The 14131-nt window shown below is 69.6% G+C and carries 8 protein-coding genes; 3 read left to right on the top strand and 5 right to left on the bottom strand.

Going from position 1 to position 14131, the window contains the following annotated elements:
• Positions 1-61 precede the first annotated feature (61 nt).
• Together ACWGDB_RS12845 and ACWGDB_RS12840 are read left to right on the top strand one after the other, a co-directional pair.
• Positions 62-745, top strand: coding sequence for a response regulator (locus tag ACWGDB_RS12845; RefSeq protein ID WP_453822450.1), 684 nt, complete (start codon positions 62-64; stop codon positions 743-745).
• Positions 746-990: 245 nt separating this feature from the next.
• Positions 991-4158 carry an efflux RND transporter permease subunit gene (locus tag ACWGDB_RS12840; RefSeq protein WP_453822449.1) on the top strand — a complete coding sequence of 1056 codons (3168 nt, stop codon included), beginning with the start codon at positions 991-993 and terminating at the stop codon, positions 4156-4158.
• 63 nt (positions 4159-4221) lie between these two features.
• Here the strand turns inward: ACWGDB_RS12840 and ACWGDB_RS12835 are convergent, their stop codons facing one another.
• From ACWGDB_RS12835 to ACWGDB_RS12815, 5 genes are read right to left on the bottom strand one after another with little or no spacing between them, the layout of a single operon-like run.
• Positions 4222-5478, bottom strand: coding sequence for a DUF1266 domain-containing protein (locus ACWGDB_RS12835; RefSeq protein ID WP_453822448.1), 1257 nt, complete (start codon positions 5476-5478; stop codon positions 4222-4224).
• A gap of 7 nt (positions 5479-5485) precedes the next feature.
• Positions 5486-5929: a hypothetical protein gene (locus tag ACWGDB_RS12830; protein WP_453822447.1), complete on the bottom strand. Its 444-nt coding sequence runs from the start codon at positions 5927-5929 to the stop codon at positions 5486-5488.
• Between the two features lie 9 nt (positions 5930-5938).
• Positions 5939-10627 (bottom strand): putative T7SS-secreted protein, encoded by a 4689-nt coding sequence (locus ACWGDB_RS12825; protein ID WP_453822446.1) that lies wholly within the window; start codon positions 10625-10627, stop codon positions 5939-5941.
• Positions 10627-11229 (bottom strand): hypothetical protein, encoded by a 603-nt coding sequence (locus tag ACWGDB_RS12820; protein WP_453822445.1) that lies wholly within the window; start codon positions 11227-11229, stop codon positions 10627-10629. Before ACWGDB_RS12820 ends, ACWGDB_RS12825 begins: the two co-directional genes overlap by 1 nt.
• Complete coding sequence (locus tag ACWGDB_RS12815; protein WP_453822444.1) at positions 11226-11648, bottom strand: SseB family protein; 423 nt, start codon at positions 11646-11648, stop codon at positions 11226-11228. The genes ACWGDB_RS12820 and ACWGDB_RS12815 overlap by 4 nt, the downstream gene beginning before the upstream one ends.
• Before the next feature lie 218 nt (positions 11649-11866).
• Between ACWGDB_RS12815 and ACWGDB_RS12810 the strand changes: the two genes are divergently transcribed.
• On the top strand, positions 11867-14128 hold the full coding sequence (locus ACWGDB_RS12810; RefSeq protein ID WP_453822443.1) for a protein kinase domain-containing protein: 2262 nt from the start codon (positions 11867-11869) through the stop codon (positions 14126-14128).
• Positions 14129-14131 lie beyond the last annotated feature (3 nt).

Below are 14131 nucleotides of genomic sequence, written 5' to 3'. Positions count from 1 at the left end.
ACCGCCGTCTGACAACTGAACGCCCCCACCGCCCCGCACAAGGGCCCGGAGAGGACCCCGCATGACGATCCGCGTCCTGCTCGCCGACGACCAGGCCCTGTTGCGCAGCGCCTTCCGGGTGCTGGTCGACTCCGAGTCCGACATGGAGGTCGTCGCCGAGGCGTCCGACGGGGCGGAGGCGGTGCGGCTGGCCAAGGAGGAGCGGGCGGACGTCGTTCTGATGGACATCCGGATGCCCGGCACCGACGGCCTCGCCGCCACCCGCATGATCAGCGCCGACCCGGCCCTCGCCCACGTCCGCGTGGTCATACTGACCACCTTCGAGGTCGACGACTACGTTGTGCAGTCGCTGCGCGCCGGCGCCTCCGGCTTCCTCGGCAAGGGCTCCGAGCCAGACGAACTCCTCGCCGCCATCCGCGTCGCGGCCGGCGGTGAGGCGCTGCTCTCCCCCGCCGCCACCAAGGGCCTGATCGCCCGCTTCCTCGCCCAGGGCGACGGCGCCGACGACGACCGCGATCCGGCCCGCGCCGAGCGGCTCGACGCGCTCACCGTCCGGGAGCGCGAGGTCCTGGTCCAGGTCGCCGGCGGGCACTCCAACGACGAGATCGCCGAGCGGCTGGCGGTCAGCCCGCTGACGGTGAAGACGCACGTCAACCGGGCCATGTCCAAGCTCGGTGCCCGCGACCGGGCGCAGCTCGTGGTGATCGCGTACGAGTCCGGGCTGGTACGTCCAAGGGTGGAGTGAGCTCGACCCGGGTGTACTGCGCCCGGAGTATGCGCCGGATAAGGAACGGGACCTGCGGCCTACGAAACCGGTCTCCCCGATGGCTCAGGGTGTAGGGGCGGGCGCTCATCCGTGCCGCCCATGCGTGTCCCACGCGTGTGCCGTGGACGCCCTGCCTGATCCATGCCTGATTCCTGCCTGACCTCTGCCTGATCCAAGCCTGCGCCTTGCCGCTTCTGCCGCTCACAGAAGAGAGACCCTGAACCATGTCCTGGCTGTCGAAGTTCAGCCTTGCCCAGCGTGCCCTGATAGGCCTGATGTCGATCATCGCGATCGTCTTCGGCGCCATCGCGATACCCCAGCTCAAGCAGCAGCTGCTGCCCTCCATCGAACTGCCCATGGTGTCCGTGCTGGCGCCGTACCAGGGCGCCGCGCCGGACGTGGTCGAGAAGCAGGTCGTCGAGCCGATCGAGGACAGCCTCGAAGCCGTCGACGGCATCACCGGCGTCACCTCCACGGCCAGTGAGGGCAACGCCGTGATCATGGCGTCCTTCGACTACGGCCCCGACAACCAGCAACTGGTCGCCGACGTCCAGCAGGCCGTCAACCGTGCCCGCGTCGCGCTGCCGGACACCGTGGACCCGCAGGTCATCGCCGGTTCCACCGACGACATCCCGACCGTCGTCCTCGCCGTCACCTCCGACCGCGACCAGCAGGCGCTGGCCGACCAGCTCGACCGGACCGTCGTGGCGGACCTGAAGGACATCGACGGCGTCGGCCAGGTCACCGTCGACGGCGTACGGGACCTCCAGGTCACCGTGACCCCCGACGACGCGAAGCTGGCGAAGGCGGGCCTGGCCTCGGCGGACCTCGCCGAGGCCCTGAAGGCGGGCGGCGCCACCGTCCCGGCGGGCTCCTTCGACGAGGGCGGCGACAACCGCACCGTCCAGGTGGGCGGCGGGTTCACCTCGCTGCAGCAGATCAAGGACCTGAGGGTCACCGGCTCGGGCGGCCCGGGTGGCGGTGCGGACGCTTCCGGGAAGAAGCCGGTCCGCCTCGGCACCGTCGCCACCGTCGAGCAGGAGCAGGCCGCGGCCGACTCCCTCACGCGCACGGACGGCAAGCCGTCCCTGGCGATCGCGGTCACCATGGACCGCGACGGCAGCGCGGTCGCGATCTCCGACGCCGTCCAGGACAAGCTCGCCGGGATGCGCAAGGACCTCGGCTCCGGCGCCACGCTCACCGTGGTGAGCGACCAGGGCCCGGCGGTCTCGAAGTCCATCGACGGCCTGACCACCGAGGGCGCGCTCGGCCTCCTCTTCGCGGTCCTCGTCATCCTGGTCTTCCTCGCGTCGATCCGCTCGACGCTGGTGACGGCGGTCTCGATCCCGCTGTCGGTGGTCCTGGCCCTGATCGTCCTGTGGACGCGCGATCTGTCGCTGAACATGCTGACGCTCGGTGCGCTCACCATCGCCATCGGCCGGGTCGTCGACGACTCGATCGTGGTCCTCGAGAACATCAAGCGGCACCTCGGCTACGGCGAGGAGCGCCAGGAGGCCATCCTCAAGGCGGTCCGCGAGGTCGCCGGCGCGGTCACCTCCTCCACCCTCACCACGGTCGCCGTGTTCCTGCCGATCGGCCTGGTCGGCGGCATGGTGGGCGAGCTGTTCGGCTCGTTCAGCCTGACCGTGACGGCTGCGCTGCTGGCGTCGCTGCTGGTCTCGCTGACGGTCGTACCGGTCCTGTCGTACTGGTTCCTGCGGGCCCCGAAGGGCACCCCCGAGGACGCCGCCGAAGCCCGCCGGATCGCGGAGGAGAAGGAGGCGAAGAGCAGGCTCCAGCGCTTCTACGTCCCCGTCCTGCGCTTCGCGACCCGCCGCCGTATGACCAGCGTGCTGCTCGCGATCGTCATCCTCATCGGCACGTTCGGCATGGCGCCGCTGCTGAAGACGAACTTCTTCGACCAGGGCGAGCAGGAAGTCCTCACCGTCAAGCAGGAGTTGAAGCCGGGCACCAGCCTGGCGGCGACCGACGAGCAGGCGAAGAAGGTCGAGAAGCTGCTCGCCGACACCAAGGGCGTGAAGGACTACCAGGTCACGATCGGCTCGTCCGGCTTCATGGCGGCCTTCGGCGGCGGCACCGACACCAACCAGGCGTCCTACCAGGTGATGCTGGAGGACTCGGCGTCGTACGAGGACGTACAGGACCGCGTCGAGGCCGGCCTGAAGAAGCTGGACGGCATCGGTACGACCACCATCGCGGCCGGTGACGGCTTCGGCGCCCAGGACCTGAGCGTCGTCGTGAAGGCGGCCGACGCTCAGGTGCTGCGCAAGGCGTCCGAGCAGGTGCGCGAGGCGGTGGCCGGCCTGGACGACGTCACCGACGTGACCAGCGACCTGGCGCAGAGCGTGCCGCGCATCTCGGTGAAGGCCAACGACAAGGCCGCCGCGGCCGGCTTCAACGACCAGACCCTCGGCCTGGCCGTCGCCCAGGCGGTCCGCGGCAACACGGCGGCCCAGGCGACCCTCGACGACACCGAGCGGGACGTCGTCATCAAGTCGGCCAAGCCGGCGACGACGCTCAAGCAGCTTCGGGACCTGAGCCTGGGCCCGGTCAAGCTCGGTGACGTCGCGGACGTGAAGCTGGTGGACGGCCCGGTCTCGATGACCCGCATCGACGGCCAGCGCGCGGCCACGATCTCCGCGAAGCCGACCGGCGACAACACGGGCGCGGTGAGCGCGGACCTCCAGTCCAAGATCAACTCGCTGACCCTCCCGGCCGGTGCCACGGCCTCGATCGGCGGTGTCTCCGAGGACCAGGACGAGGCGTTCGTCAACCTGGGCCTGGCGATGCTGGCGGCGATCGCGATCGTCTTCATGCTTCTGGTCGCGACCTTCCGCTCCCTCATCCAGCCCCTGATCCTGCTCGTCTCCATCCCGTTCGCGGCGACGGGCGCGATCGGCCTCCTGATCGCGACCGGCACCCCGATGGGCGTCCCCGCGATGATCGGCATGCTGATGCTGATCGGCATCGTGGTGACGAACGCGATCGTGCTGATCGACCTCATCAACCAGTACCGGAGCCAGGGTTACGGCGTCGTCGAGGCCGTGATCGAGGGCGGCCGCCACCGCCTCCGCCCCATCCTCATGACGGCCCTGGCAACCATCTTCGCCCTCCTCCCCATGGCCCTGGGCGTCACCGGCGAGGGCGGCTTCATCGCCCAGCCCCTGGCCGTGGTCGTGATCGGCGGCCTGATCACGTCGACCCTGCTGACCCTGCTCCTCGTACCGACGCTGTACGCGATGGTGGAGCTTCGGAAGGAACGGCGGGCGAAGAAGCGCGCCGCGAAGCGGGCGAAGAAGGCCGGTGCGGCTGCGCAGCCGACGTCTGCGGCGTCCTCGGACTCGGATGAGCCGGAGACTGCTTCCGTCTGACGCTGCGGTCCTCATGAGCCAGCCCGTCCCGGGAGGAAACCCGGGGCGGGCTGGGCAGCAGGCTTACCGGAACGGGATGTTGAGCCAGGGGCTTCCGGGGTCGGACATCAGGATCCGGTGGACGGTGACCATGTCCTCGTACCAGCCGCCGAACTTCTCGTTGTCGAACTGCAGGCAGCGGCCGAGGATGAAGCCGACGGAGAAGTCCCGCCAGGACTCGTAGCAGCGTGCCGCGTTCCGGCCCGCTTCGACGACGGCGGCCTCGGCTTCCGGCAGGATGCAGTAGCGAGTGCTCAGGCCCCAGCGCGCCATGCAGGAGGCCCGACCGAGGTCCCAGGCGTCCGCGGAGGTGACGTACTGGCCGGCGCCGAGGACGCCGTCGGCGCGCATACGGGCCTCGTACCGGGTGATACGGCCGATGAGGTGCTGCACGCCCTTGATGTGTGTCTCGGTCTTGGCCGCGGGGACGGGCTCGGTCCTGATGACGCCGTCCGGGGTCAGGACAGTCTCGCCCGCCGCCCGCGCGCGCAGGACGCGGGCGGCGGCGTCACGCCAGTAGCCGGTCTCGACGTAGCCTCCGAAGTCCCGGGCGATGGCGCGGCGCAGGCCGAGGGCGAACTCCCACACCGGGTTGGCCCCGTCGGTGGCCAGCAGGGCGCGCTGCTGCTCTTGCCACTCGGTGTGGCTGGTGATACCCCACGACTTGCGCAGCATCTGGCGCTCGGCGGGGTAGCCCTGGCCGTGGTAGGCGAGGGCATTCCAGGGAAGGCCCTGGTGGACGATGAGGTGGGCGCCGCAGGCCAGGCCGTGGGCCACGGGTCCGTTCAGTGGACCGCCCAAGCGCAGGGTCCGCAGGGCGGCCTTGTCCGAGGGGCCGCCTGTCCACCCGGTGTATTGGGCCCAGGCGGCGGAGTGCGGCGGCGCGGACGGCAGGAACGCCTCGCAGGGACTGCCACGATTCACGACGATCATCGGCGGATCGGTGAGGTCCCATGTTTGCGCGAACCACTCGAGGACGTTCCAGTCGAACACACGGTGCGGTTCGGGCACGGGAAGCAGGCCCTCGGTGTACACCGCCCAGACCCTGCCGCCGGGAACACGCGAGTCGTGATCAAACACGGGCTGTATGTCACGACGCCTGGCGTCCACCCTGTCCCGCCGAATCTCGAAGTACAACCGATTCCGCGCGAGCACCTCGAAGTACGCCCCCCAGTCCTCACGGGACTTGGCGTACAGCAGTGCCTGCTCGACCGCTGTGGGAGGGGTCCAAGCGGGCGACACCGGAGACCCGAAGCCGGTGGGCGGCGGACCGAATGGCATGACCTAGCTACCTCTTTTGTCCACTGAGATGGATCCGTACGCCTTCGTCCGAGAACTCTCCAAAGTCCCTCACCGCCAGACTGGTGGAATGTTCACTGATGTCGACACCGCAAAAGTACCGCGCGCCGGGCGCCCCCGCATACAGAAGATCGATATCTGCCAACACTTCATCCGTTTTCCCGATGAGTGCTTCTTGATTGGGGGAATAAGCCACCATGATGAAATCATGGCCGCCGACGGGAGTCTGGGAAAACTTCTGAACCCATTGAGGCTGGGGATCTCCTTCGTCGAACTGGACGAAGTTGTTCGGGACTTGGTCCCAATTCAATCGACTGGTGACCCATGGCAGGGTGTCGAGGTAGTCGAACAGTTCGCGCGCCTTTTCTGAATCCACGACCTTGCACTGATGTCCACTTCGCCATTCCCGCACAAAGCGATCCTCGATACCCAACGGTGACTCCTAGGTGTGTGGTAGGTGCGCCAAAACCTCATAATACGCTCGCTCGGCTGCTTTAAGATCGTCGAACTTGACAACATTTGCCCCGTACTCCCAGCCGTCGCTCCGCTTCGGCCCGTTTCTCACCCACCAGTTGACATGAAATCCCTTTTCTGGATCCTTGCGGTCTAGATCGACTCGCCAGCCGAGCATGCCGTCTGGGCTCTGCATTCCTGTCACACGCCCACGTTGAGGGCCGATCTCTTGAACGAATGGGATGGCGTCATCGCCGAGTCCCGATCGTTCGCGAGCAGCGGCACGAGCCTCGTTGTAATTTGGGAAGTCTTGCTTTTGCTCCTTACTTTTACTCTCGGAGTATGGTGCCAATCCGAGAGTGTCTGTCCAGGCATGAGGGTTAATTACATAGGCTGCTGGATTGGGTGCAGGGTCAAGGCCCAGAGGGTCTTGTGTGAAATATCGTGCTGTTTCGGGGTCGTAGTGCCGGTGGAAGTTGTAATGAAGGCCGGTTTCGGGATCGAAGTACTGGCCCGGGAAGCGCAAGGGTGTGTAGGCGCTGGCCGTGCGGTTCCAGGTGGTCGTGCCCCAGAGTGTGGTGCGGGTGTGCCAGGCGATGTCGCCGTGCTCGTCGACCAGTTCCGTGGGGGCGCCGACGAGGTCGGTGATGATCGCGAAGAAGCGCTGGTCGATTTCATCCTGAGACGCGTCGCCCGCAGTCTTGCGTTCGGTCTGGGCCAGGGGGTGCAGGCCCCGCTGGTCCCACGTGAGGGTGATGGCTGACTGGTCGGTGCCAGGGGTGTGCGTGGTCTGTTCGCACAGGGTTGTGCCGTCCCAGGTGAATTCCACCTGTTCCAGGACGGTTTCGGCGTCTTCGGCGAGGCGTTGTTTGGCGATGCGGCGGCCCAGGGGGTCGTAGTGGTAGCGCCAGGTGGTGCCGTCGGGGGTGACCACCGAGGAGAGGCGGTCTTCGGCGTCCCAGGTGTAGCGCCAGGTGTCAGGTTTGCGGGACAGGCGGGTTTTCTGGCGCAGGGTGATCCGGCCGGCTTCGTCGTGCTCGTAGCGGACGTTGCCCGCGCGCGTGATGCGGGTGCCGGTGTAGGTGCGCTCGCCGGTGGCCTCCTGGCCCGGCATGGAGTCCGGCCAAGCGGCTCGGGTCTGGTTGCCGGCCGCGTCGTAGGCGTAGGACTCCGTCCAGTTGGCGGCGTGGACGGCGGTGACCCGGCCGGCGGCATCGAGGTCGAAGCGGCGGGCGCCGTTCAGGTCGTCGTCGATGCCGGTCAGGTTGCCGTCGGCGCGGTAGGTGTAGGCGCGGTGCTGGAGGCGCGCGTCGCCGGGACCGGTGAGTTCCTGTTTCGTCAGGCGGCCCAGGGGGTCGAAGGCGTTGGTGAGGGTGAGGGCTTCGCCGATGTGGCGGGTCAGTTCGCGGCCGGCCGCGTCGTGGGTGAAGGCGAGGGTGTGGCCGCTGGTCGTAAGGGCGGTGCGGTTGCCCGCCGCGTCGTAGGTCCAGGTGCTGGTCGCGCCGGTCGGTGTCGTGCGGCTGGTGCGGCGGCCCAGGACGTCGTAGGTGTAGGTGAGCGTGCGGCCGTTGACCGTCTCGGAGAGCAGGCGGCCGGAGCCGTCCCGCTGCAGCGTCAGGACCGCATCCGCCCCGCTTGCCTGGGCCAGGCCACCCGTTGCGTCGTACGCGTACGCCGTGACCGCTCCGGCCGCATCCTTCCTCACCACGCGGCCCAGCACGTCCCTGTCGAAGCGGATGGTCCGGCCGGAGGCTGTCGCGCTGGCGGTCAGCTGGCCTGCACTGTCGTGTTCGTACGTCAGCCTTCGGTCGTCGAAGTCCGTCTCCGCGACCAGCCGTCCGACCGCGTCGTACTCGTACGACCAGGTCAGGCCCTGTGGGTTCGTGACCCTCGTCAGGTGAAGTTCGGTGTCGTGAGCGAACTCGTAGCGCACCCCGTCCGGGCCGGTGCGAGCCGACATCAGGTCGAAGTGGGTGTACTCGTAGCGGGATACGGCGCCCATGGCATCGGTGTGGCTGGTGCAGTTGCCCTCGCCGTCGTATGTCCAGGATTCCGTGGTGCCGTCGGCGGCGGTACGGCGGGACAGGCGGCCCTCCACCGACCACTCCATGCGGGTCACCGCGCCCAAGGGATCGGTGAGGATGACCGGGCGGCCGAAGGGGTCCCGTTCGTAGCGGGTCACCGCGCCGAGCGGGTCCGTGACCTCCAGGGGCAGGCCTGCCGGGTTGCAGCGGACCGTGCTCATCGCGCCCGTCGCGTCCGTGACCGACGCCAGGTGACCGAGGTCGTCGTAGGTGAAGCGAGTAGTCGCCCCGGAGGCGTCGATCACCTGGGTGCGGTTGCCGAAGTCGTCGAACTGTTGGCTGACGTGGGTGCCGTCCGGGCCGGCTACGGCCACCGGCAGGCCATGGTCGTCGTAGCCGATGCTGGTGTAGCGGCCGTCGGGGCGGACGGCCATCACCATGCGGCCTGCCTCGTCGTACGCGTAGCTCTGCGTGCGGTCAAGGGCGTCGGTGACCGTCAGTGGGCGTTCGTAGCGGTCGTACGTCGTGCGGGTCGTCGCCCCGTCGGGACCCGTCTCGGCCACCACCTGCAGGTCACTGTTGACCAGGTAACGCGTGCTGTGGCCCAGGGAGTTGGTCGCGGTGATGGTCCGGTGGCCGGTCCCCGGGGCGATGTCGCCGTAGACGAAGGTGTTGCGCAGGTGGCCTGCTTCGCCGGACTGGTAGGTGCAGCGGCCCTGGTCGTCGTAGACATAGTGGTAGGACGAGTTGTTCGTGTCGGTCCAGGCGGTGATGCGGCCCAGCACGTCGTTGGTGAAGCGGGTCGGTAGGCCGGAGGAGTTCGTCACCGCCGTCAGGTGGCCGTGGTCGTCGTAGCCGAAGCGGACCAGTTCGATGTCCTGGTCGTCGGCCGCCAGGCTCAGGGCGGTTATTCGGTCCCCGGTGGTCTCGATGGTGAGGTGGTAGCCGGCCGAGTGCACGATCGCCGTGGGGGCGCCCCCGTTGTCGTACTCGAAGGTAAGCCACTGGCCGGAGCGTTCGGTGATCTGTTCCAGCAGGGCGATGCCGTTGCCGTCGCCGCCGGGGGCCGCGAAGTGCCAGGTGCGGCCGGCCACCGGGTCGGTGATGGCGTAGTCGCCGTAGGCGTCGACGCTCAGGGGGTGTCGGCTGCCCCGGAGCGGCAGGGTCGGCACGCCCGGAGCGGGGTGGGGGTAGGCCAGCAGGGAGCCGTCCTCGCGGATGAAGATGACGCCCTCAGCGTCGATCTCCAGGCGCTGGTCGGCGGTGGAGGCCCACCTCGGGCCGAACCAGCGTCCGGCCTCGTACGACGACTCGAACTGCCGGGAGAAGACCAGCGGCAGCTTGGCGGGCAGAGCGGTGTCGGTCTGCGGCAAGGACATGCGGCCGGTGGCCATGTCGATCGGGTCGCCGCCGAACACCTTGCACTTCAGCTCCCGGGCGAAGTTCTTGATGCCCTCGGCCGCCTTGCCGAGGCTCCTGCGCCCCGCTCCGCTCGCCGCGCCCTTGGCCGCGCTGCGTCCGGCCCCCCGGGCCATGCTGCCGGCCCCTTTGCCACCGATCAGGTTCGAGGCGAGGTAACCCATCGCGTCGCCCGGGTCGCTGCTCCAGCCGCTGCCGATGACGGCCTTGGGCAGTCGTTCGGGATGGGCGGCGGTGCCCACCAGGCCGGCCAGCAGCATGTTGGAGTTCTTCACATACTCGCCGGGGTGGGTGATGTTGTAGGAGTCCATCGGGTTGACGGTGCGGACCAGCTTCACCAGGTCCGCGCCTCCCTTGAGGAGACCACCCAGGACATGGGCCTGGTTCAGCTGCGTGCTCACGACGGCGTCCGCCGCGTCGGCCTTCAACCGGTCGGTGAACTCCGGCTTCGGCGGAGCCGTCTCCAGTGCGGCCGCCACCCGGCGCTGCGCGTCGCGGGCGGCGTCGGTGCGCTGGCGGCGCGCCTCGGCAAGGATCTCCTCGGCCTCCCGTCGGCCGGCGGCCCCGGGGTCGACGAAGGCGCCCGGCTCGGTCGGTTTGCGGCCCGGGTTGCGGCCCGCCGACGCGGCCGCGTTGTACTGGTCGGCGGCCTGGTTGTACGCCGTCACTTGAGCGTTGTGCGCATCCACCGCCCGTCGGCTGTCGGCCTGCGCTTTGCGGTAGGCGTCGATCGCCGTCTGCCCCTGCCCTTGTGCCCAGCGCACCGTGTCCGCGTACGCCTCCAGCGCCTTGGCCGCCGCCTCGCAGGCGTCGGCCGCCGTCAGCCACTGCTTGGGGTGCATGTCGAACTTCTCGCGGAAGGCATCCGCCGCCTTGCCCTGCCAGCCCTCGCCGTCCAGCGAGCGCATCCCCTGGCCGACGCTCTCGAACGCCCGGGAGAAATCGCGCAGATGCCGGGCCCGTGCTTCCACTGCCTTCGGGCTGCCGTGGACCAGTTCCTTGGGGTCCTCGCTCTCTCCCAGCCGGCGCTCGGCGACATCGCCGCCCAGCCGGTTGTTCACGCCCTCCCCGAAGTCGCGCACCCCCTCGGCCGCGCCGTCCGCGCCTACCGCCGTCAGGCCGTCCGCCGCCTTGTCCGCACCCCAGTTGACGGCCTCCCCGACGCCCTCGCTCACGCCGTCGACAGCGCTCTCCAGGCCGTCCCCGAGGTCGTTGACCATGTCCCCCAGGCCCATCAGCGCTCAACCTCCCCGGACACCGTCGCCTCGGGGCCGTCAGGCTGCCAGGCCGTACGCGGATCGAACGGTGCGTCCGGTGTCACCGTCGAGGTCTCCAGGTCCTCCTGCGCCTGCGCCCAGGCCTCCCGGGCCGCCTGGTCCCCGGCCTGCAGGGACTCCGCGCTGTAGTCCGCGTTCATGAAGTGGGACACGGAGTTGTCCTGCAACGTCTGCGACCAGGAACGCTGCTCGACCTCCTCCTCGGACAGGTAGGGATTGCCCGCTGCCGCCGTCCACACCGTCTTCAGCGTGTTCGCTACGTACTGCTCCTGCTCGTGATACAGCCCCGCCGACAGGTTGAGGCGCTGCGCGAACCCGTTCGCGTCCTGCATCATCGAACGGACCCCCCAGCCCCACCGCTCGCAAAAGTCGGCGAACACCTGGCGCAGGTTCGCGTCCCCCACCTCGAGACCCGCCAGCTCCAGGTCGTCGAAGCCTCGGCCCTGGGCCGCCTCGATGTCGAAGCCCAGCTCCTTCAGCTCGCCGATCGCCAGATTGATGCCCCGAGTGATCCGCTCCAGCGCCTCCGGATCGACCCGGTAGCCGTCCCCGCCACTCACGCGTCCACCCCTTCAGAACCCACAACCGTGTCCACAGCCGCCGCGTCCGGAACAACCCCCTTCGCCGGAGGCAGCACCAAGCCCGCCGCACTGCCCGCATCCACCGCGATCCCGACCGGCCCGCCGTCCGCCCTCGCCACCTCCGGGACCACCTGGTCCAGCAAACGCGCCCCATACACCGGCACCCGCTCCGGCACCGCCTCACCACGCGCCTGCGCGAACCGCGCCAGCGCCGCGTCATCCGTGAACGCAAACAGCCAGCGGACCCCGCCCGCCGCCACCGACAGCAACGAGTCATCCACCACCGGCACGAACACCTCGCTGCGCCTGAACTCACCGACAACCGCCCGCAGATCGCCCCGCCCGGACGCCGCCAGATCCACCAACCGCGTCCGCAGCCCCATGGCATCCGCGCTCAAAACAACCCCCGCCGAAACCCCGCCGAAAACTCCACCGTCGATCGCACATGCGAACGATCATGCTAGTCAGGCGAACGCGAGCCGACCCAAACGCCGCCACCCCCGGCGTTTCGGCCAGTCCCGGCCCCGAGGCTCCAAGAGCTCCTCGCTCGGCCCCGCCGACTCACCGTTACGTATCCTGAGCCCCTCGAACTGCATGACGGGGGAGGGTTCCGGGCGTGCTGCTGCACAAGGACGACCCGAGGTCGGTCGGCGGGTACAGGTTGGTCGATCGGCTCGGGGCCGGGGGTATGGGGGTCGTCTACCGGGGCAGGTCGCGTTCGGGGCGTGAGGTCGCCGTCAAGGTGGTGCACTCCCAGTACGCCGAGGACCCCGTCTTCCGTGCCCGCTTCCGGCAGGAGATCGAGGCGGTCCGCAAGGTGAGCGGTGTCTTCACCGCACCGGTGGTGGACGCCGACCCGGAGGCGGTCCGGCCCTGGATGGCCACCCAGTACGTGCCCGGGCTCTCCCTCGCCGCCCGGATCGCCGACCAGGGCCCCTTGAAGGGCACCGAGCTGCGGCGGCTGACGCTCGGTCTGGTGGAGGCGCTGCGGGACATCCACCGGGCCGGGGTGGTCCACCGGGATCTCAAACCCGCCAATGTCCTGATCGCGGACGACGGCCCGCGTGTCATCGACTTCGGCATCTCGCGCGCGGCCGAGGACCACAAGACCCTCACCGAGACCGGGCAGATGATCGGTACTCCGCCGTTCATGTCTCCGGAGCAACTCACCGACGCCCGTTCGGTGGAGCCGGCCTCCGACGTCTTCTCCCTCGGCGCCCTGCTCGTCTTCTCGGTCACGGGCCGGGGCCCCTTCGACGCGGACAGCCCCTACCTCACGGCGTACCGGGTCGTCCACGACGCCCCCGTCCTGGACGGCGTACCGCAGGCCCTTCGCTCGATCCTGGAGCGCTGCCTCGCCAAGGACCCCGCCCACCGGCCCGAACTGGACGAACTGGCGCGGGAGTTCGTGACCGCGCTGCCGGAGGCGGGTGCGGACGACCAGTCCACCGTGACGCTGCGCACGGAGGAGATGGCCCTGGTCCGGACCCGGCCCGCCGCGGTCGCCGACCTCGACCCCGGCGCCGAGGCCTCCGGCCGGCGACGCAGTCGTATACGCCCGCTGTGGGCCACGGCCGGCACGGTCGGTGCCCTCGCGCTCGGCCTGACGGGATACCTGCTGCTCGGGACCGGAGTGGGGGACGACGACGCCCGGAAGGCGGCCGACACCGCCGCGGCCGCGCCTGCCCGATGGGCGGCCATGCAGGCCGGCTGGAAGCCCTGGCAGACCACGGTGGACGCCACCGCCGCGCACGGCGTGAAGAAGGGGTCGGCCGGCGGGACCGGGTTGGGAGACGGCCCGCAATGCCGGCTGTACGAGGGGGCCGTCTACTGCGCGGGTGACGGTGTACTGCCCATGCGCCTCGACGGGCTGACCGGACGGATCGACTGGCGGGCCGACGTCCTGCCCCCCGGCCGGCAGCAGGGGACGTACACCTTCTCCGTCCTCGGACTCGTGGACGACGCGATGCTGGTCCAGGAGGAGTTCACCCCCGTCGCCGGCCAGGCGTCGAGCACGACGGTCGCCGCTCTGGACACCGGGACCGGTGAGCGGCTCTGGCATCGGAAGGTGACGAACCACGGGATGTCCCCGGCGGTCTCCGGCAGCCTCGTGGTCATGTCGGCCGACGGTGCCCGCGCGGTGACCGCCCGCTCGGCACGCACCGGCGCCGCACGCTGGACGACACCGCTGCCGGCGGGGCAGTACTGCGACGCCCAGGACGTGTCCGAGGCCCTCCGGCTGGAGTGCGTCGCCGAGTTCGAGCCTTCCCAAAACATCCTGCTCATGGAGCTGGACCGGGCCGACGGCTCGGTTCGGCGCGTGAAGGTGCCCAACCACGGAACTCTCGTGGGCACGATCGACGGCCGCCTGCTCTACGTCGACCCGGCCGAGGACGAGGAGGGGAACATCCCCGCCGGCGACGACGGGCCGTTCGGCGGCATCCGGCTGGTGGACCCGGAGACCGGTGAGGGCCGCTCGACGGAGCTGGCGGAGCAGTTCGAGGGCGATGTGACGCTCGGGGACGGCACGCTGTGGTTCGTCACGTCCTCCGGCCAGGTGACCGCCGTGTCGGTGCGGACGGGCGAGCGGCTGTGGCAGACCCCGACGAGCCTGGAGACGCCCAGCGGCGTCACCCACGACCCGCGCGCCCGCGCGCTCTACCTGTCCAGCGCCAGCGGCCGTGTGGCCGCCCTCGACACGAAGAAGGGCACGCTGCTGTGGGAAACCCTGCCGCGTGCCCAACGGGTGACGAACACGGGCAGCCGGTCGCTGCCCGAGGTGATGCTCCGTGAGGGCGCCCTGATCGCCGCCACCCCGGACGGTGACCTGTTCACCCTCGACCCCGCCCACCCCGACCGGAAGCCCGTGTCGGGGTGAGCG

The organism is Streptomyces sp. NPDC055013 (assembly GCF_053608645.1).
The sequence above is the reverse complement of the archived record's forward strand: the minus strand, read 5'-3'. Positions and strand labels throughout refer to the sequence as shown.

What these genes read in the sequence shown, in the direction of transcription:
- ACWGDB_RS12845 (WP_453822450.1), top strand. Translation starts at nt 62, where the DNA reads ATGACGATCCGCGTCCTGCTCGCCGACGACCAGGCCCTGTTGCGCAGC.
- ACWGDB_RS12835 (WP_453822448.1), bottom strand. Translation starts at nt 5,478, where the DNA reads ATGCCATTCGGTCCGCCGCCCACCGGCTTCGGGTCTCCGGTGTCGCCC.
- ACWGDB_RS12825 (WP_453822446.1), bottom strand. Translation starts at nt 10,627, where the DNA reads ATGGGCCTGGGGGACATGGTCAACGACCTCGGGGACGGCCTGGAGAGC.
- ACWGDB_RS12840 (WP_453822449.1), top strand. Translation starts at nt 991, where the DNA reads ATGTCCTGGCTGTCGAAGTTCAGCCTTGCCCAGCGTGCCCTGATAGGC.